The 19,298-nt window shown below is 70.6% G+C and carries 13 protein-coding genes; 5 read left to right on the top strand and 8 right to left on the bottom strand.

The window, feature by feature from the left end:
- Positions 1-55: 55 nt before the first annotated feature.
- Together ACQBAU_RS01275 and ACQBAU_RS01270 are read right to left on the bottom strand one after the other, a co-directional pair.
- Entirely contained in the window at positions 56-1,000 is a 945-nt protein-coding gene (locus ACQBAU_RS01275) for a DUF2510 domain-containing protein (protein WP_434548744.1), read from the bottom strand.
- Complete coding sequence (locus tag ACQBAU_RS01270) at positions 997-2,721, bottom strand: MptA/MptB family glycosyltransferase (protein ID WP_434548745.1); 1,725 nt, start codon at positions 2,719-2,721, stop codon at positions 997-999. Before ACQBAU_RS01270 ends, ACQBAU_RS01275 begins: the two co-directional genes overlap by 4 nt.
- A gap of 66 nt (positions 2,722-2,787) precedes the next feature.
- On the opposite strand from ACQBAU_RS01270, the gene ACQBAU_RS01265 reads away from it, so the two are divergent.
- Together ACQBAU_RS01265 and ACQBAU_RS01260 are read left to right on the top strand one after the other, a co-directional pair.
- Positions 2,788-4,038 (top strand): arginine deiminase, encoded by a 1,251-nt coding sequence (locus ACQBAU_RS01265; protein WP_434548746.1) that lies wholly within the window; start codon positions 2,788-2,790, stop codon positions 4,036-4,038.
- 60 nt (positions 4,039-4,098) lie between these two features.
- Complete coding sequence (locus ACQBAU_RS01260; protein WP_465256253.1) at positions 4,099-5,361, top strand: NAD(P)/FAD-dependent oxidoreductase; 1,263 nt, start codon at positions 4,099-4,101, stop codon at positions 5,359-5,361.
- A gap of 12 nt (positions 5,362-5,373) precedes the next feature.
- Here ACQBAU_RS01260 and ACQBAU_RS01255 read toward each other — a convergent pair whose 3' ends face one another.
- On the bottom strand, positions 5,374-6,174 hold the full coding sequence (locus tag ACQBAU_RS01255) for a glycerophosphodiester phosphodiesterase (protein WP_434548748.1): 801 nt from the start codon (positions 6,172-6,174) through the stop codon (positions 5,374-5,376).
- Between the two features lie 68 nt (positions 6,175-6,242).
- Between ACQBAU_RS01255 and ACQBAU_RS01250 the strand changes: the two genes are divergently transcribed.
- Positions 6,243-7,505, top strand: a complete 1,263-nt coding sequence (locus ACQBAU_RS01250; RefSeq protein ID WP_465256252.1) for a S8 family serine peptidase — start codon at positions 6,243-6,245, stop codon at positions 7,503-7,505.
- Between the two features lie 554 nt (positions 7,506-8,059).
- On the opposite strand, the gene ACQBAU_RS01245 is transcribed toward ACQBAU_RS01250, so the two are convergent.
- On the bottom strand, positions 8,060-8,569 hold the full coding sequence (locus ACQBAU_RS01245) for a hypothetical protein (RefSeq protein ID WP_434548750.1): 510 nt from the start codon (positions 8,567-8,569) through the stop codon (positions 8,060-8,062).
- A 115-nt stretch (positions 8,570-8,684) separates the two neighbouring features.
- A complete protein-coding gene (gene eccCa, locus ACQBAU_RS01240; RefSeq protein ID WP_465259434.1) occupies positions 8,685-12,722 on the bottom strand; it encodes a type VII secretion protein EccCa in 4,038 nt (1,345 codons plus the stop codon).
- Between the two features lie 307 nt (positions 12,723-13,029).
- On the opposite strand from eccCa, the gene eccD reads away from it, so the two are divergent.
- Positions 13,030-14,397 (top strand): type VII secretion integral membrane protein EccD, encoded by a 1,368-nt coding sequence (gene eccD / locus ACQBAU_RS01235; protein WP_434548752.1) that lies wholly within the window; start codon positions 13,030-13,032, stop codon positions 14,395-14,397.
- 45 nt (positions 14,398-14,442) lie between these two features.
- On the opposite strand, the gene ACQBAU_RS01230 is transcribed toward eccD, so the two are convergent.
- Positions 14,443-15,582 (bottom strand): hypothetical protein, encoded by a 1,140-nt coding sequence (locus tag ACQBAU_RS01230; RefSeq protein WP_465256250.1) that lies wholly within the window; start codon positions 15,580-15,582, stop codon positions 14,443-14,445.
- Positions 15,579-16,760, bottom strand: a complete 1,182-nt coding sequence (gene eccE / locus ACQBAU_RS01225; protein WP_434548754.1) for a type VII secretion protein EccE — start codon at positions 16,758-16,760, stop codon at positions 15,579-15,581. The genes ACQBAU_RS01230 and eccE overlap by 4 nt, the downstream gene beginning before the upstream one ends.
- Before the next feature lie 179 nt (positions 16,761-16,939).
- On the opposite strand from eccE, the gene eccB reads away from it, so the two are divergent.
- Positions 16,940-18,328 (top strand): type VII secretion protein EccB, encoded by a 1,389-nt coding sequence (gene eccB, locus ACQBAU_RS01220; protein ID WP_465256249.1) that lies wholly within the window; start codon positions 16,940-16,942, stop codon positions 18,326-18,328.
- A 49-nt stretch (positions 18,329-18,377) separates the two neighbouring features.
- Here eccB and ACQBAU_RS01215 read toward each other — a convergent pair whose 3' ends face one another.
- Positions 18,378-19,208, bottom strand: a complete 831-nt coding sequence (locus ACQBAU_RS01215; RefSeq protein WP_465256248.1) for an SGNH/GDSL hydrolase family protein — start codon at positions 19,206-19,208, stop codon at positions 18,378-18,380.
- Positions 19,209-19,298: the final 90 nt, after the last annotated feature.

The raw sequence follows: 19,298 nt of genomic DNA, 5'->3' as shown, positions 1-19,298 counted from the left end.
GCCTCGGGATGTCAGATGGCTGGCACTCGAAACCTGATCAGCGAGCCGTGGGCGTTCAGAGTCGCCGCAAACTGGTCCGGAGCTCTTCGGTCCGGGTCCGCTCGGCGTCGGGAACGTCGTTCTGGCTGATCACCGACCAGTACAGCGCTCGTCTCCCTTCGCCGAGGTCGAACACGATGATCTCGAAGTCCTGACCCGACCCGTCGGCGGTGGTCCAGACGCCGGCCATGCGCCACGCCTGACCGAACTCCGAGGCCGCCCCACTCGCCAGCTCGGAGGTGTCGGCGCGGCCTCCCTCGAACAGGTCAGCTGACATCCGGAGCTGGACCTCCTCGGCGATCTCCTGCACCGACCTGGTCTCGACGTCGGCCGGGACGTGACCCAACGCGAACACCACGTTCGCGTCGAGATCCGCACTCGGCCGGGTCAGGCAGGTCACCCAGTCCATCGGCCCCTCATCAGGGCCGGAACTGATGAATCCGTCCGGCACGTCGTAGCCGATCTCGCCGGCGATGTTCGCCGTCGGAGCGTCACAGAGCAGCGTCATGGACAGCGGACTGTAGGTGCTGGTCGGTTGCGCCTTGTTGAGCACGATGGGTCGCCGGTTGTCCCACCCGGCGACGATGATCCCGGCGACCAGGATCACCACCGCGGTCAGCCCCATCACGATCCGTGGCACCAGCCCGAACCGGCGCGGCGGTCCCGGCGGTACCTCACCCCGCGTCCGCGGATCGTCCTCGGGCGGGGGCGGGGCGTCCTCGTCGTCGGACAGCCATGCCGTCCAGCCGGTCCCGGTCCACCACCGGAAGGTGTCGTCGGCATCGGCCGGGTCGTCGTACCAACCGGGCTTGGCCTTCCGCCGCGACGCCGACCGCGTCGCCGTCGCTGGCCCACGCCCCTCGAGCCCGTCGGCCGGCCCCTCGGGCACACGTCCGCCGAACTCACCACCACGCTCCCCGAGCTCGTCGAGGGGCACCTCGGGTGGGACAGGAGTGCTCACGTCGCCAGCGTAGTTCGATCGACGGTCCCGGTGGCGCCGGACCGGTCACCACGGTCCGGTGAGGGATCCTCGTCGGTCGCGCCCCTGTCCGCCCCGTCCGCCCCGTCCGATGGCGCCCCGTCCGACGTCATCACGTTCGACCCTGCCCCCTCTGCGGCGGGGTCGCCGCGCCGCCGGGATCGTCGTCGTTCGACAGCCCACGCGAAGATGGCCACCACCACGCCCAACTGCACGACGGGGCTCACCGTCTCGCGGACCTGCGTCACCACGGTGTCCAGCTGATCCGACAGGTCCACCACCCGACCGGGCACGTAGGCCACCGACAAGAAGGTGTTGCGGACGATCATGATCACGTCCAGTCGGGAGGAGGCCAGCACCCCCAACGGCACGAAGGCGATCAGGTCGTACCAGGACAGGGTGTACATCGCCGACACCAGCCAGGCCACCGACAACACCAGCGCGGCCCGTACGGCCACCGTCATCACGTCGTCGCGGGGCGAGGTGTCAGGGGCGATGCCGGGCACCGCACTCCACGGCAGCAACCGCCACAGCACGATCACCAGCACCACCAACAGGCTGTACGAGATGATGCCGGTGAGCAGTTTGGCCGTCGTGGTGTCGAGCAGCATCACGTGGTCGAAGAACCGCGACACCGGCTGCGCCCACGACCCGCCCGACACGTACGACCCGTTGCGCAGCACCGACACCAGGGCCTGCGGCTGCCACAGCCCGTACGCCAGACTCATCGGGATCGCCGCGCCGAGGCACAGCAGGGCCGCCTTCTTGGGTTGCTTGCGATAGGCCCACAGCATCGCCAGGCCCCACAACCCGATGGACAACTTCGCACACCCGGCCAGCCCGATCCCGAGCCCGGCACCCAACGCACTGCGGCGCATCAGCATCATCCCGCCGACCGCGAAGATCACCGACAGCGCCTCGTTGTGGGCGCTGATCACGATGCCCCAGATCATCAGCGGGTTGGCGACCGTCATCAGGATCGCCCGGTTCAGCCGGTCCCGGTCACCGCGGGCGATCCAGATGGTGGCAGCGCAGGCGCCGAGGAAGGCCAGTACGTGGAACAGCTGCAGCCAGAACACGATGTCGTGCATGTTCTCGCCGCCGAGGTGGTTGGCCGCCAGCTGCAGCCACGACACGATCGGGCCGTACACGCTGGGGGTGTCCTCCCACGGCCGCTCGGTCCACTCCATCACCGGGTCGTACTGGCTGCGGAACACCTCGGCCGGGGTGATCTCGTAAGGGTTCCGGCCGATCAGCTGCAGCCGTCCGTACGCGGCGTACATCAACACGTCGGCCGAGGTGAGCGGCGGGACGACCGCGTGCAGCAGCGCCAGCACCGTGCCCATCGTGCACAGCCGGCGGGGTCGCGGCCGCCAGCCCGCGTCGAGCGCGCGCAACGCGATCAGCAGTGAGGCACCACCGAGCAGGATCGCCACCCACGCGGCGATGCAGACCACCCACTCGTTCGGTCGCTGCGGCAGTGCCGGGCCGTACCACGGCGGCAACAGGCTGCCGTCGCGCGGACCGAGCACCAGGGTCACCGCCGACGGGCCCAGGATGGCCAACGTCAGGCTGATCGCCGAGAAGCCGAGGATGCCACCGATGGCGACCCGGTGGTCGCGGTGCCAGGCCGTCGGGGTGTACGGCACGTACTCGTTGGGACCCCACAGACGCCGCTTGGGGCTCGGCGCTGCAGCAGTCACCGGGACACGATATCGGGTGGCCACGCTAGGGTCGCAGGACCAAGACGTGGACCGAGAGTGGTGATCATGGCGATGACGGCCGACCCCGGCGCCGGGCCACGCCCGACCGGCCGGATCCACGACGAGGTGAGCCCACTGCGTACGGTGCTGCTGCACCGTCCCGGTGCGGAGCTGCGGCGGCTCACCCCGCGCAACAACGACACCCTGCTGTTCGACGGGATCCCGTGGGTGGATCGCGCCCAGGCCGAGCACGACGCGTACGTCGACCTGTTGACCGGCCGCGGGATCGAGGTGTTGCTGCTGCGCGACCTGCTCACCGAGGTGCTGGCCGACCCGGCCGCCCGGGCACGGGCGATCGACCAGACCATCGCCGACCACCGGATCGGACCGGCCCTGCAGGACTACCTCGGTCGCCGGTTGGCCGAGCTCGACACCGACCACCTGCTCGACGTCCTGGTGGCGGGGCTGCGCAACGACGAGATCACCGGCGTCCGGACGCTGGTCACCGCGTCACTGTCGCCGGAGGACTTCGTGATCGCGCCCCTGCCCAACCTGCTGTTCACCCGCGACTCGGCGTGCTGGCTCGGCGAGCAGGTCATCATCACCTCGCTGGCGCTGCCGGCCCGGCGGCGCGAGACGCAGCTGACCGAGCTGGTCAACAGGTTCCACCCGCGGTTCGCCGGTGTGCCGCAGGTGCACGGCTGGGAGTCGGAGTACGTGGAGGGCGGCGACGTACTGGTGCTGGCGCCCGGGGTGCTCGCGATCGGGATCGGGCAGCGGACCAGCGCGGCCGGGGTGGAGCGGCTCAGCCACACACTGCTGCGGCAGGGCCTGGCGCGTCGGGTGCTGGCGGTGCCGATCGACCAGGGCCGGGCGACGATGCACCTCGACACCGTCGTCACCATGGTCGACACCGACGCCTGCGTGATGTACCCCAACGTCGCCGACCGGCTGCAGGCCCGCACCCTGCGGCTCGACGACGACCAGGTGGTGGTCGACGAACCAGCCCCGTTCCTGGCCGCGGCCGCCACGGCGATGGGGATCGACGAACTGCGGGTCATCGACACCGGGCTCGACCCGGTCACCGCCGAGCGTGAACAGTGGGACGACGGCAACAACACCTTGGCCCTCGCGCCCCGGGTGGCGGTGGCGTACGAACGGAACACCCAGACCAACGCGCGCCTCGAGGCCGACGGCATCGAGGTGCTCACCATCGCCGGCAGCGAACTCGGCTCCGGCCGCGGCGGGCCGCGCTGCCTGACCTGTCCGATCGTGCGCGACGCCCCACCCGAGGCCCCGAACGACGCGCTCGGGTGAGCTGTCTCGGGCGCCACACCCGGACGTTGGCGACATGGCACCGGGGGACACAATGGCCCCATGAGTTCAAGTGCGCGCCAGCCCGGTGACGCGACCCGCATCGCGGTCGTCGGTGCCGGCATGGTCGGACTGGCGACGGCCTGGTTCCTGCAGGACCACGACGTCGAGGTGACGGTGTTCGACCGTACGGGGGTCGCCGCCGGATCGTCCTGGGGCAACGCGGGCTGGCTGACCCCCGGCATCGCGACCCCGCTGCCCGAGCCGGCGGTGCTGCAGTACGGGATCAGGGCCGTCTTCAGCCCGAGTTCACCGGTGTACGTACCGCCCAGCCTGAAGCCAGACTTCCTGCGGTTCGTGTTCGGCTTCACCCGGCACTCCACGACCAAGGCGTGGCGGCGGGCGATGGAGTCGCTGGTGCCGATCAACGACCTGTCGCTGGCGAGCTTCGACCTGCTGTCCGAGGGTGGGGTGGCCGCACCGACGCTCGCCGCCGAACACTTCCTCGCCGCGTACCGGACCGAGGCCGAGCGGGCCACGCTGCTGGCCGAGATCGAGCACATCCACGAGTCGGGCGGCGACATCAGCTTCGACGCACTCAGCGGTGAGGAGGCCCGTACCCTGGAGCCGGCCCTGTCGGACGAGATCGGCGCCGCGATCGTGCTCCACGGGCAGCGGTTCGTCGACCCCGGCAGCTACGTGGCCGCGTTGGCCGACTCGGTCGTCGCCCGCGGCGGCGAGGTCCGTACCGGCGTCGACGTCACGCAGTTGGCCGACGTCCGCGGCACCGTGCACGTGACCACCAGCGAGGGCACCGAGGAGTTCGACCAGGTCGTGGTGGCCACCGGGGCCTGGCTCGGGCAGTTGGTCCGCGACTTCGGGGTGAAGCGGGTCGTCCAGGCGGGCCGCGGCTACTCGTTCAGCGTGCACGCCGACAACCTGCCGACCGGTCCGGTGTACCTGCCGGCCGCCCGGGTGGCGTGCACCCCGATCGGGGAGCGGCTGCGGGTCGCCGGGATGATGGAGTTCCGCCGACCCGACGCACCGCTCGACCAGCGGCGGATCACCGCGATCGTCGAGGCGGCCCGGCCGCTGCTGACCGGCGTCGACCTCGACCACCGACAGGACGACTGGGTCGGCTCCCGGCCGTGCACCATCGACGGACTGCCGCTGATCGGTGCCACCCGGTCACCGCGGGTCTGGGTCGCCGGCGGTCACGGGATGTGGGGCATCACGCTCGGTCCGGTCACCGGGCGGTTGCTCGCCCAGCAGATCACCAGCGGTCGGATGCCGGCCGAGTTGCGCCCCTTCGCACCGCTGCGCTGAGCTTCTCCGACGTCAGCGGCTGCGGTCCAGCGCGGCGAGGGCGCGGTCGGGATGGTCGGTGGTGATCGCATCCACGCCGAGGGCGAGGCAGGCCGCGATGTCGGCGGGTTCGTTGACGGTCCACACGTGACACTCGCGGCCGGCCTCATGGAGCCGGGTGACGAACGCAGGGTCGTCGCGCAGCAGGGTGCCGGCCGGGCCGACCGCGATGTCGCCGGGGAGGTGGTCGATGGTGCCGTCGTCGGGACGACTGATCAGGTACGTCAGCGGCACCCTCGGACAGCTGGCCCGCATCCGATCCAGCGCGGCCAGGTCGAAGCTGATCATCCGGACCGGCCCGGAACCGTCGGCCCAACCGTACGAACCCAACAGCTCCGCCAGGGCACCCTCGACCTGGTCGTCGTGCGGTACCGGATGCTTGGTCTCGACCGCGAGGTGGACGTCGACCCCGGCGGCGCGGGCCTCGGCGACCATGTCGAACAGGTCGGACAGTTCCACGAAGGCCCGGTCTGCCTCGGTCAGCTCGGCCAGGTCGGCCAGGTCGGAGCGCCAGGCACCGAAGTCGACGGTACGCAGCTCGGCGAGGCTGAGGTCGGCCAGCGCGGCCGACGGCTCGCCCGACCAGCGTCCCGTACGGACAAGGTCTGCGTCGTGCAGGCAGCCGAGTCGGCCGTCGGCGGTGAAGTGGACGTCGCACTCCAGCCCGAGGCGTACGTCCTCCCGGCGGGCGAGGTCGATGGCGGCCACGAACGCGCCGCGCGTCATCTCGGGGTGGGCGCCGGACCAGCCGCGGTGGGCGAACAGCTCAACCATGGGGTTCATTCTCGCCGACCGTCCGTCGTCGGCGGCGGGCAACCCCGCCCACGGTTACCCTTGGGGGCGTGCCTGCAGCCAGCCAACCCACGCTCCGTCGCCGACGGCTGGGCGCGGTGCTCGCGGTACTGGGCTTCATCGCGGCGCTGATCGTCCCGGCGGCCCCCGCGCACGCCCTCGAGGACTACACCCCGGAGGCCTGCCAGACCTACCTGTCGCAGGCCGCACCGGGCGAGGCCTGGCACATGAAACGACTGCGGTACGACGACGTGCACCGGATCGCGACCGGCAAGGGCGTCACCATCGCCGTGATCGACACCGGCGTCTTCCAGGGCAGCTCGCAGTACATGGCCGGGATCAACCTCGACTGGGACAACACCACCGGCGTCGACAAGGCCAAGGACGACCGGGTCGACTGTGGTCACGGCACGTTCGTGGTGTCGCTGATCGCCGGGCAGAACGTCCCGGACCTCGACTACGACTACTCGGGGATCGCGCCCGACGTCAACATCCTGGCCATCCGCGCCCTGCAGGAGACGAGTCCCCGGGAGCCGGAGCCGCTGGGCCCGGTGATCGAGGCGATCGACAAGGCCGTTGCGGCGAAGGTGGACATCATCTCGATCAGCCAGTCCGGCAGCGACACCCCGCAGTACCGGGCCGCCATCGAGCGGGCGGTGGCCGCCGGCATCCTGGTGGTCGCGGCCTCCGGCAACGGCGGAGCCGCCGGGCCCTCGTACCCGGCCAACTACCCGGGCGTGATGGCGGTCGCGATGACCACCGCCACCGACGTGCCCGACCCGCAGAGCCAGTACGGCGAGGGGATGCAGATCTCGGTCGCCGCCCCCGGGTCCGGGGTGGTCGGGATGAAGCCGTTGTGCCTGTCCTCCGACCCGAACTGTCCGCCGGGACAGGGGCCGTCCTACTTCGAGGTCGACACCGGTACGTCGTTCGCCACCCCGTTGGTGGCCGGCGCCGCCGCCCTGCTGATGGAGCGCTACCCCGACATGACCGCCAAGGAGGTACGGCGCCGGCTCGAGGTCACCGCCGATCCGCCGGTCGGTGGAGCGCCCGACCTGCAGCTCGGCAACGGGATCATCAACCCGTACCGGGCGCTCACCGCACCCGTGGGACCGCCGGCCCCTTCCGGTGCCGAGACCCAGCCCGGCAACCTGCACATCCAGCCGCCCCCGGTCGACACCAACCACGCGGCGCGCAACACCGCCCTCGCCGTGGCCGGCACCTCGCTGGGCATCGTCACGATCGCCGGTGTCATCGCCGCCGCCCTGCCCGCCGGTCGCAAGCGTCGCTGGCGACCCGCCCGGCACGACTGACCCACGTCCCCCGAGCCTGTTCCGTACGCCCGAGCCGGTTCCGTACGCCCGAGCCGGTTCCGTACGCCCCCAAACCTGTCGAGAGTTACCGCTCGTCTCGAGTGGGCAGTTGGAGAGGCTGTGCCCATCGAGTGGGCACTCGGAGAGGCGTCCCCTCATCGAGTGGGCAGTTGGAGAGGCGCTCTCTCATCGAGAGGGCACTCGGAGAGCCAGTCCCTCACCGAGAGGGCAGTTGGAGAGGCGGTCCCCCATCGAGAGGGCACTCGGAGAGGCGAATCGACGCTGGCGACCTCTCCGACTGCCCGCTCGCTGCGGGACCGCGAGCACGAGTCGTGGCCCTGGCCCGGGCGGCGCGTGGGAGAGGGCGCTACAGCGACACCGCTGGACGTATGTGTCGCCTGTGTCGCTCAGACGCCCATATTTGCGAGGGATCAGCCATTTTCTGGCCGCCCAGCCGACCCCTGCGATGGCGCCTCGACAAGCTCGACGGGGCGTCACGCGCCTCGACAAGCTCGACGCGCGTGACGCGTCTCGACGAGCTCGACGGACGGAGCTCAGGGTTGTCGGCGGTGTTCGGCCAGGATCTTGATCGCCTTCGGGCCCACCCCGTGCAACGCCAGCAGCTCGTCGTCGGTCCGGGAGGCGACGTCGGCCATCGAGGTGATGCCGGCACCGAGCAGCGCCCGGAGGGCCGGCTTGCCGATCGCTGGCGGCAGATCCCCCGCCCCATCGGCACCGGATTCGGCCTGCTCGGCGGCGGTGACGAGCCGCTTCGGTGCCCGGGCGGCCCAGGCCCGACGGACAAGGGCGTTCAGCTGCATCCCGTTGACTTCGGTCAACGCCACCCGGATGCCCACCGGTTTCCCCGAGAGGCTGAACGGCTCGGCGGCCGGGATGTCGGCCATGCTCGTACGGGCATCCTCGTCCGACATGTGCAACTCGGCCACACCGTCGACCGCGGCCGCGAAACGCTTCCCGCGGACGAGGAACCGATCACGGTCGGAGCCCTGCTCCACCTCCGGCAGGGCGAGCGCAGCCTTGCGCAGTTGGGCCACGGTGGTCATCGCGCCTCCTCCACGCCGCCGACGGGCGTCTCGACACGCTCGACGGGCGTGTCCGGGAACGTCTCGACGGGCGAATCCGGGGACGTCTCGACAAGCTCGGCGGGCGTGTCCGGTGTCACTCCTTGGGTGGGGTCCATGCGGTCTGCATCAACACCTTGCCGGCGCGGGAGACCAAGGTGCCGCGACCGGGTGGCAGCGGGGTCGCCTTCACGTCCGACAGCAGGGCACCCTCGTCCTTCGTACCGCTCATGATCAGGCCCGGGTTGACCGAGTCCTTCATCCGGGCGATCACCTGGTCACCGAACGCGGCCCGGCCGGCACCGCCCATGCCGCGGGCGATGATCACGTGCAGTCCGACGTCCAACGCCTGTGAGACGTACGGGGCGAGCTGGTTGAGCGGGTTGCCGAGGCTGGTCGCGACCAGCTCGTAGTCGTCGACCACGATGAACAGGTCGGGACCCTTCCACCAGCTCCGGTCGCGCAGCTCCTGCTGGGTGACCTTCGGGCCGGGGAGCCGAGCCTTGATCGCCGCGGCGGCGCCCTTCATCAGCTCGTCGGCGGCATCGTGCGAGGCCGCGTACCCCAACATCTGCTCACCCTCGACGTAGCCGAGGTGGGCGCGCCGGTAGTCCAGCATCATGATCTTGGCCTGCTTGGGCGTGTACCGGGTCGTGATGCCGTCCAGGAACCGCCGGATCAGCGACGACTTGCCGCACTCCGGGGCGCCGAACGCCACGAAGTGCGGGTCGACGTTCGGATCCCAGACGTACGGGGCGAGCTCCAGCTCGTCGATCCCCAGCGCGAACGAGCGGTCGTTGTCGTCCTGGGTGATCGGCGGCAGCGCGGAGGCCGGCAGCAGGTCCGGCAGCATCCGCACCTCGGCGGCATCGGGACCCGACCAGCTCTCCTTGACCTTGGCGACCATCGCCTTGACGCCGTCGCTGAGGTCGTCGGCGTTCTCCACCCCGTCGATCCGCGGCAGGCCGATCAGCATGTGCAGCTTGTCGTTCGACAGGCCACGACCCGGGCGGCCGGACGGCACCAGGGCCTGCACCTTCCGGTCGATCTCGGACTCGAACGCGTCACCGAGCTTCAGCTCGATCCGGCTCTGCAGCAGGTCGCGGATCGCCATCCGGAACTCGGACCACTTGTTGGCGCTGCCGATCAGGTGGATGCCGAAGCCGAGACCACGTCCGGCCAGCCCGGTCAGCACGGCCTCCTGCGCCTCGAACTCACTGCGCAGGGTCCCCCAGCCGTCGACGACCAGGAAGACGTCGGTCGGGAACCGGTCCGGCGGGATGGAGCCGTCACGTCGGCCGCGCCGGTAGGAGGTCATCGAGTCGACCCCCAGCTCGGCAAACGACAGCTCGCGCGACTGCATCAGCGAGGTCATCTCCGCGATCGTCCGGCGGACCCGGTCGACGTCGAGCCGGCCGCACACCGAGCCGACGTGCGGCATGTCGCGCAGTGACCCGATCGAGCCGCCACCGAAGTCGAGGACGTAGAAGCCGACCTCGGCCGGGGTGTGGGTGACCGACAGCCCGGTGATCAGGGTCCGCAACGCGGTGCTCTTGCCCGACTGCGGGCCACCGACCACGGCCAGGTGACCACCCGCACCTGCCATGTCGACCCACATCGGGTCGCGGCGCTGCTGACGCGGCCGGTCGATCAGGCCGACCGGGGCGCTCAACCGCGCGTGCAACCGGGTGTCGGCGGTGGTCAGGCCACGCTGCGGGTCGACCACGAGCTCGCTGCCGACCAGCTGGTCGATGGTGGGCGGGTCGTCCAGCGGCGGCAGCCAGACCTGGTGGGCCGGGTAGCCGTGCCCGATCAGCTTGTCGACGACCAAATTGAGCAGCGTCTCCGCCTCGTCCTCCTCCTGGTCCGCCGGCTTGTCGACGACTTCCTCGGTCTCCTCGACGCCGTCCTCGGTCTCCTCCGGCTCCGGCTCGGGGGGCGGCTCGACGACCGGGACGTGCCCGGCCTCGAACTCCAGCACCGGCGGGATCCACTTGTTGGTGGTGAGCGCCGAGGCGGCGAGCATGCCGCCGGAGCTGCTGCCCTGGATGGCCGGTGCCGCCGCCGAGCCGTGCCAGGGCCCCGACACGTACGCCGCCTTGAACTGCTGCATGTTGCTGTCACCCTGCTGCTTCAGGTAGCCGTTGCCCGGACCGGGCGGCAGTTCGTACGCATCAGGCACGCCGATCACGACACGGGACTCGGCGGCGGAGAACGTGCGCAACGCCAACCGGTACGACAAGAAGGTGTCCAGGCCGCGCAGCTTGCCCTCCTCCAACCGCTGCGAGGCGAGCAGCTGGTGGACCCCGACCGATCGGCCGATCCGGCCGATCTGGATGAACAACTCGATGAACTCCGGTCGCGCGGCGAGCAACTCGGAGAACTCGTCGACGACGATGAACAGGCTCGGCATGGGCGGCATGTCGGCACCCTCGAGCCGCGCCTCCTCGTAGTCCTCACGGTTCTTGAAGTTGCCGGCCGCGCGGAGCACCTCCATCCGACGTTCCATCTCGCCGGCGATGGCGTCCTGCATCCGGTCGACGAGGGTGAGCTCGCCCTCCAGGTTGGTGATGACCGCCGACACGTGCGGCAGCTTGTCGACACCGAGGAAGGTCGCGCCACCCTTGAAGTCGACGAGCACGAAGTTGAGGAACTCCGACGAGTGCGTCATCGCCAGTCCGAGCACCAGGGTGCGCAGGAACTCCGACTTGCCCGAGCCGGTGGCGCCGATGCAGATGCCGTGCGGTCCCATGCCGCCGAGTGCGGACTCCTTGATGTCGAGCTCGACCGGTCGCCCGTCGATGCCGTTGCCGAACGGGATCCGCAGCCGTTGGTGCATCGGCCGCAGCTTCCAGTTGGTGCGGATGTCGAAGTTGATCGGGTCGCTCTGCCCCAACATCGCCGGGTAGTCCTTGGGGGCCTCGAAGACGACCTCCTCGATGCCTTCGTCCTCCTCCTCCGCGGCGGCCTCCTCGACCGCGGCGCTCGGCATCTTGTACTGCGCCAACGATCGGGCGAGCACCTCGGCGGTGACCACCGGGATGCCGTCCGGCTTGCCCAGCGGGGTCCGGGCGACCTGTCCCGACTGCTGCCGCCGGTGCAGGGTGAGCGTCTCCTCGCGGACCTCCAACATCGCGTGGCCGTGCTCGACCCGCCGGGGACGTTCGCGGATCGTACTGACGTCGAGCAGGGTGACCCGCGTGTTCGGCGTCGCCATCGACGCCCCGGTCACCGCGGTCACCCCGTCGACCACCAGCACGATGTGCTTGGGGGCGTCGTCGCCGAGCCCCGCCGCACCGTCCGACACCTGCGACAGCTCGTTCTGCGAGGTCGCGAACAACCGCAGCGGACCCGCGCCGTCGGTCCGGGTCGGGTGCTGGGCGTGCGGCAGCCACTTCGCCCAGTCCCAGTGGTCCCGGTTCTCCTTGGAGACGCAGAACATGATCCGGCAGTCGGTGGGGGCGTGCCACGCGGCCATCTGGCAGACCATCGCGTACGCCAGCTCCCGCTCGCGATCGAGGTCACCGATCAGCTGGACGGTGGTGAAGCCCTTCATGCTCAGGGCGAGCGGCACACCGGCCACCGTGCGGTGGGTACGGATGAAGCGCCGCAGCGCGCCGGTGGTGAGCGGTTCGAGGTCCTCGATCGGCTTCGACTCCGGCGGGGTGATCCGCTGGGCGAACTGCTGCGGACCCTCGGAGATGCGGACCGACATGAAGTCGTCGGCGTCGGGGCGGCGTTCCCACATCCGCTTGCCGCCGACGATGGACCACAGCACCGCCGGGTTCGGGTGGCGCCAGGTGACGGCCCGGCGTTGTGCGTCGGCGGCCTTGCGGACCCGCCGGCGGGTCTGGGTGAGGTAGCGGAAGTAGTCGCGCCGGGAGGCGTCCAGCTGCGCGGCGGTGTCGTCGTTGCCGCGGCCGGTCTGGCTGAGCATCATGCCGAGCATCGAGATGCCGTACATGCCGCCCATCACCGCGCCGAGCGGCCCGCGGCCACCGTTCATCATCATCAGCGCCATCGCACCGGCACCGGCGACCATCGGCAACATCCGCAGCACCGCACCGAAGTTCTTCGACCCCGAGGGTGCCGGGATCTCGGGCGGGGACTCCAACAACAGGTCGCCACGAGGCATCGGAGGCGGGTCCGCGCGCTTGCTCCGGATCCACGTGACCTGTGCCATCCATCCGCCCTTCTCGGTCCTGAACGTGCCGTGTCGACCCGACCGTCGCGGCGTCGACCACCGACGAGTTTCCCACCGGGTTCGGTCCGGCGCACCCCATCATGCCAACCGAGTGGGGCAGCGTCCCACCGAACGGCCGGGTCACGGTCGAGTCGGGCGCCCTGTCGCCCCGCCCGTCCGCCCGTGCGATCGCACCTTCGGCGGCACGACTGAGCACTGGGACGGGACTCGACCCCACCCGTTCGGTACGCTGCCGCACGTGACAGTGGCTGGTGACGACCTCGCTCGGGTGACCGTGATCTCCCCGACGCGCCGGATCGACCTCGCGCTGCCCGGTGGGACCACGCTGGGCGAGATCATGCCCAACATCGTCCGGTTCTCCGGGTACGAGGGTGGTTCGGCCGCCGAAGTGGTGCACGCCTGGGTGCTGCAGCGGTTCGGGGAGGACCCGCTCGACCCGACCCGTGCGATCGCCGACCTCGACATCCGCGACGGCGAGACGTTGCACCTGCGTCAGCTCGAGTCGGCGATGCCCGATGCCGCCTTCGACGACGTGGTGGACGCCGTCGCCACCTCCACCGCCACCCAGCCGAACTGGACCTCACGCCACAGCGTGATCATGGCGCTGCTCGTCGGGGCGGCGATCCTGATCGGCATCCCCACCCTGCTGCTGCTCCGCAGCCCGGGACTGGCCGCCTCGGTCTCCACGCTCGGCCTCGCGTTCGCCGCCGGACTGTCGGCCGTGTTGGCCTCCCGCGCCTTCGGCAAGCGAACGGCCGCGGTCGCACTGGCGTGGATGTCGGTCGTGCTCGCCGGGCTCGGCGGCTTCTTCCTGCTCGACCAAGGGCTGCCGATCCAGGTGCTCACCTCGGCGGCCTGTGTGTTGTTGGCCGCCGGCGTGATGGGGCTGGGTGCCCAGGCCACCCCGTTCGCCTTCCTCGCCGCCGCGATCGTCGCGTTCGTGGTGATCGTGGTCGAGATCGTGTCGGTGATCATCCCCGACCAGCAGATCGCCGTGGCGGCCATCGCGGTGACGTTGATCATGGGCTTCACCTCCCTGCTGCCCACCGCCTCGTTCCGGTTGGCGCGGGTCGCCATGCCGAACCTGCCCTCGTCGGCCGAGCAGTTGGTCGGTGACGACACCCCGGTCCAGTCCGACATCGTCGTCCGCGCAGTGATGGCCGACAAGCTGCTGGCCGCCTTCCTCACCGCCAGTTCGATCACCGTCGCGCTCGGCACCTTGTTGGTGCTGCAGCACGGCTCCTGGTTCGCGGTCGCGCTCGCCTTCTGCATCGGGCTGGCGCTGCTGCTGCGGGCCCGCTCGTTCGTCGGGCTGGAACACCGGCTGCCACTGCTGATCGGTGGCGTGGTGATCGTGCTGGTGACGCTGGGGATCGCGATGGTCATGATCCCCAGTGACGTGATCCGGGTGCTGGTCGGGATCGGCGCGGCCGCGCTGCTGGCACTGATCCTGGTGATCTACGCCGCCAGCTTCGCCGACCGGATCGTCGCCCCGATCTGGGGCCGCTTCGGCGACGTCTTCGAGTGGCTGGCCATCATGGCGATCGTGCCGCTGGTGCTGGCCGTGCTCAACCTGTACGCCTTCGCGCTCGGCCTCGCCGGCTGACGCCGTACGCGGCCCGGCGGCTGGCCGCTCCAGCGGGAAGCACGCTCAGGCGAACAGCATCTTGTACTCGAGCTTCGTCGGCGGGATGGCGATCTTGACCACCCGCCGCGGCATCGCGAGGATCACCTCGTGGTCGGCCAGGTTCTGGCAGCTGCGCAACTGCTGGGAGTTGAGTGCGTACGCCCGGCGCAGGTTCTCACCGACCTTGGCGTTGAACGGGGCGACCAACGCCATCTCGCAACTGCGCAGCGCGAACACCGAGCTGGACGCGGTGACGTCCATGCTCATCAGCAGCGCCTGCCAACTGCCCAACGGCTGCTGGATGCCGTCGTAGAAGGCGGCGTCGTCGACGACCACCGACGGCCGCCACGGTCGGCCGGCGCTGGGGGCGCTGTCGTTGGGTCCGAGCAGGTCGGCGTTCCCGCCGCCGGTGTGCACGGCGTCCACCAGCCCGCTCCAGCGTCGTGGCTCCTGGGCGAAGATCGACAGGTGCGCGCCGAGCGAGATGCAGCGGAAGGCGAGCAGCCAGGCCACGTAGTCCGGGACCGCGAGTGCCAGCTTCGTCGGCGTACGGCGGAACAGTCGGATCGAGACCGGGCCGTGCGTCCCGCCGCCGAGGAGGAGCCCGCTGGGACCGGTGCGGACCACCGGCTCACCCGACGACTGGTCGTCACCCCACCCTGCGGCCACGGCCGGGGACGGCTCACTGGGCCGCGTACGATCGGGCAGCGCCCGGATGTCGCGGGCCGGGACCGGGGCCGAGGCGGCCGACGCGGCCGACGCGGCCGACGGGGCGGAGGCGGCGGACCGGCCCGAACCGACCGAGTGGCCAGAACCGGCCGAGTGGCCCGAACCGGCGGACTGGCCGGGCCGTTGCCCCTGGCCGACCAGCGCAGCCGAGCCCGGGGTGGGGGCGAGGGCGCCGGGTGCCGAGCCTTGTGACCCGGGCGCAAGCCCGTCGGGGCCGTACGACTGCGGGGCCTGGCCGGGCATCGGTCCCGGCGCTCCCTGCTGAGGCGGCGGTGCCTGGTCACCCCAGTTCATCGGTGCCGGGTCGCTGCCGCCCCAGTTCATCGGTGCGTCGGCGTCGGCGCCCCGCTTGGCGCGCTTCGCCTTGGGGGCCTTGGCCGGCTTGGCCCGCTTGCTGCGCTTCGGGGGCGGGTCGGTCATCTGCCAGTCACTCATGCGGCGAACCCCCTGCCGAGCGGGACCGTCGCGAGCACGGTCGGGATCTGGGTGCCACCGGCCGGGGCCAGGGTGAGGGCGCCGCCGAGGTGGTCCAGCACGTACTGCTGGGCGTGCTGAGCCGTCGTGACGTCAGGGGTGACCAGCCGCACCCCACCGGAGGCGGCCCGGCCCGGCGCGAACGTGTAGGAGGTGATCGAGAACAGCACCGGCGCCGACGCGACCGCGTCCAGCACCTGGCCGTACCCGGCGGACGGGCTGGTGCCCCACCGCCGGATCAGCCGGCCGCTGTGCACCAGCCCGTCGCAGGTCCAGTGCGTCCAGTCCTCCGAGGTCCGCTGGGTCCCGTGCTCCTCCGGCCCGGAGCCGGCGGTCAGCGCCATCACGTCGTAGATGCCGAGCGGGTCGAGCACGGTGGTGGCGATGCCCTGCCGCTTCAGCACCGACTGCACCCGGTGCAGACCGAACCGCAGGGTGGCGTAGATGCCGTCCTTGCCGGCCCCGCGACGGGCCACCGCGCCGAGGCAGAGCCGCGGGTCGAGCCGTACGCACAACCAGGTCCGCCGGACCGTGGGCGGTGGATGCTTGGTGATCTGCCGGTACGACTGGGAGGCCTCGGTCTCACCACCGAGCAGCAGCACCGTCGGGGCCGGGACGGTGTAGGTGACGACCTGCACCCCGGCGAACACGACGTCGTCCTGGGTGGTCAGCCCCTCCATGGCGGTCAGGTTGAGCTGTTCGCCCTTGTCGGCGATCAGGTTCTCGTCGGAGGCCAGCGCGAGCACGGCGGTCCACGCGTTGCCGTCGGTGATGACCCCGACCTCCTCGCCACGACCGGTGGTGGTCAGGCTCACCGACAGGCCCGGGATCCACTCCGCCAACGGGACCAGGTCGGCCGGCACGTCCGCCGGGTTGACCTGCCGGGGCGACCGCTGCGAGAACCGGATCCGGGCCGCGAGCCGCTGGCCGAGCGACCGGCCGGCGATCGGGATCACCCACACCAGCACCAGGACCAGCAGCACGGCGGCCACGATGATGAACACCATGCGACCGGACAGCACCGCCAGTCCGAGCAGTAGCAGCGCGACCTCCACGGCGACGAAGCGGGCGGTCAGCGGAAGCAGGACGGGACGACGGCGCGACTGCGTCACGATGCGCTCGGTGGTCCGTCCCGCCATGTCTGTCCTTCGCCGGCCCGTCGGTGGTCGGTGACTACTCTAGAGCCCCGATGGTCCCTCCTTGGACTTCCGTGATGGGAGGATGACCCCGAATCTGGTGACCGATCACAGGGAAGTGCCCCAACACACGTCAGGACCTCACGACCCGCAAGGACCCCGACACACCCGCAAGGACAACGATGGCAAGCCGCAAGGACCTGCTGAAGGCGTACAAGTTCACCAGCGACCGCCTGGTCGCGGCGCTGGTCGACCGCAACCCCGACCGGGTCGACTCGCCGCTGCGTCGGATCGGGATGGGGACCTTCGCCAGCATCATGATCGGGATCGTGATCATGGCCGGGTTCGGCGTGGTCGGGCTGATCAACCCCGGCAACAACACCACGTGGAAGGAGGAGACCAGCCTCGTCGTGATCGACTCCGAGGCGGGGCAGGTCTTCTGGTACCGCAACCCGGTCCTGCATCCGATGGAGAACATCACCTCGGCGAAGCTGGCCAGCAACGGTGCCGAGGTGCGGAGCCTGAAGTCCAAGTCGCTGACCGGTGTCGAACGGGGCGCACCACTCGGCATCACCGGGGCACCGCGACAACTGCCGAACGAGGAACAGCTCGGGCTCTACCCACTGCAGGTCTGCGCCACCGCGCCCACCCCCGACGGGGAGCGTCACACCACCGTCCGGTTCGGCGAGACCCAGGACGAGGAGGAGCAGCAGGGCCCGGGGACGGCCGTCCCGGTCGTGCTGACCGACGCCGAGGAACACGACTACCTGGTCGTCGACGGCACCGCCCACCTCATCCCGCGCAAGGACGGTGAGCAGACACCGGCACTGGTCGTGCTGCTCGGCTACCCGACGATGACCGGGGCGTACGGCCTGCTGTCGACCCTGCCGGTCGGCAGTGAGCTGAGCGCCGACCGCATCCTGGACGGCCTCGAGACCGGTCAGCCCAGCAGCAACGCCGCCGGCGAGGCCGACACGGTGGGTGACCTGGTCCACGTCCGGGGTGGCGAGGCGACGTACCTGATGTTGGAGGACGGGCTGAGCCGGATCACGCCACTGGAGCACAAGGCCGTGGAGGCCGACACCAACACGACCAGCATCGAGCTGAGTTCGGCCGAGGTGTCGTCACACCTGAGCGCGACCCTGCCGGACCGGTCGGTGGCCGACCTGCCGACCACGATGCCGGAGGTGCCGTCGACGCCCGGCATCGCCGACGGGCCGCTGTGCGCGACCTGGGAGTCCGCCGAGTCCGGGCCGGTCGTGGCCAGCGACGTGACCCCGCCGGAGGTGACCACCCCGAACGCCGATCCGCGACTGGCCGACGCCGTGGTCAGCGAGCCGGGCCGAGGTGCACTGTTGGCCAACTCGCTGACCGAGGCCGATCCGGAGTCGGCGGTGCTGCTGGTCGAGGGCCAACGCTTCGGGATCCCGGACGCGGCGTCGCTGAAGGCGCTCGGCTACGGCGCCACACCGTTGGACCGCGTCTCCCCTGCCGTGATCAACTTGATCCCGATGGGGCTGCCCGGCGGCACGGTGCTGTCGATCGACGCCGCGGGCCGCTCCCCCGAGTAGCCGCCCGTCGAGCCTGTCGAGACGTCCCGCAAGAGGCCCTCCGAGAAGCTCACGGGGCCGACGGGGTGGGCAGTTCCTCCGGTGCGTCGGTCTCGTCGGGGTCGGCGACCTCGACCAAGGTCAACTCGGGCCGCTTCGCCTCGATCCCGGCCCCCTGCCGGATGCCGCGGAGTCCTTTGACCAGCCACGGACCGAAGTGTTGCCGCGCCCAATCCAGGTCGTTGGCGATGCGCTGCCGACGCAGCTGGTGCTCCACCCCTTCCGGCAGCGGCTCCTGCCAGTGGTCGTGGCCCGGAAGCCCAAGCAGGCTTGCCATTCCGTGGGCCACCCGGCGGTGTCCGAGGGCGTTGCCGTGCAGCCGGTCGTCGTACCAGAGCCGCCGGTCGCCGGCGATCTCGTAATGCTCCAGGTCGAGCAGCAGCACCCCGTACCGAGCACACTCACGCCGCTGGATCTCGTTCAGGGCAAGGACTCTCTCGCGGATGGGTCCGGTGGCCAACGGGTTGATCTTGACCGGGTCGGGCACGTTGAAGGTCATCACCGTGATGCCGTGCCCACGAGCCTCGGAGTACATCGCGGTGAGGTGATCGGTCACCGTGTCGAAGTCGGTGACCAACGCCAGGCAGTCGTTGATGCCGGCGGTGATCGTGAGCAGGTCCGGCTCCATCGCCATCGCCCGGTCGAACTGCAGCGCCCGCACTTCGGCGGCGACCATGCCGCGGATGCCGAGGTTGGCGTACCGGACCGGTTGATCACCTTCCTGACTCAAGATCATCGCCAACCGGTCGGCCCAACCGCGGTACCCGCCTCGTGGGTCAGGGTCCGCCAGGCCTTCTGTCGCGGAGTCGCCGATGGCCACGTATCGCTCGATCTGACGCACCCGTCCAGTATGGCCGAAACCCAAAATCATGGGTCGACAACCAGACACAAGATCCTGCGGGATCGGCACGGCTGAACGCCTCGGTCCCCC

It is taken from the genome of Carbonicoccus niuqiaonis (assembly GCF_050157065.1).
Lineage (GTDB): Bacteria > Actinomycetota > Actinomycetes > Propionibacteriales > Propionibacteriaceae > Avipropionibacterium.
This window is presented reverse-complemented; position numbering and strand designations above follow the sequence as displayed.

What these genes read in the sequence shown, in the direction of transcription:
- ACQBAU_RS01265 (WP_434548746.1), top strand. Translation starts at nt 2,788, where the DNA reads ATGGCGATGACGGCCGACCCCGGCGCCGGGCCACGCCCGACCGGCCGG.
- ACQBAU_RS01260 (WP_465256253.1), top strand. Translation starts at nt 4,099, where the DNA reads ATGAGTTCAAGTGCGCGCCAGCCCGGTGACGCGACCCGCATCGCGGTC.
- ACQBAU_RS01255 (WP_434548748.1), bottom strand. Translation starts at nt 6,174, where the DNA reads ATGGTTGAGCTGTTCGCCCACCGCGGCTGGTCCGGCGCCCACCCCGAG.
- ACQBAU_RS01245 (WP_434548750.1), bottom strand. Translation starts at nt 8,569, where the DNA reads ATGACCACCGTGGCCCAACTGCGCAAGGCTGCGCTCGCCCTGCCGGAG.
- eccCa (WP_465259434.1), bottom strand. Translation starts at nt 12,722, where the DNA reads ATGCCTCGTGGCGACCTGTTGTTGGAGTCCCCGCCCGAGATCCCGGCA.
- ACQBAU_RS01230 (WP_465256250.1), bottom strand. Translation starts at nt 15,582, where the DNA reads ATGAGTGACTGGCAGATGACCGACCCGCCCCCGAAGCGCAGCAAGCGG.
- eccE (WP_434548754.1), bottom strand. Translation starts at nt 16,760, where the DNA reads ATGGCGGGACGGACCACCGAGCGCATCGTGACGCAGTCGCGCCGTCGT.
- eccB (WP_465256249.1), top strand. Translation starts at nt 16,940, where the DNA reads ATGGCAAGCCGCAAGGACCTGCTGAAGGCGTACAAGTTCACCAGCGAC.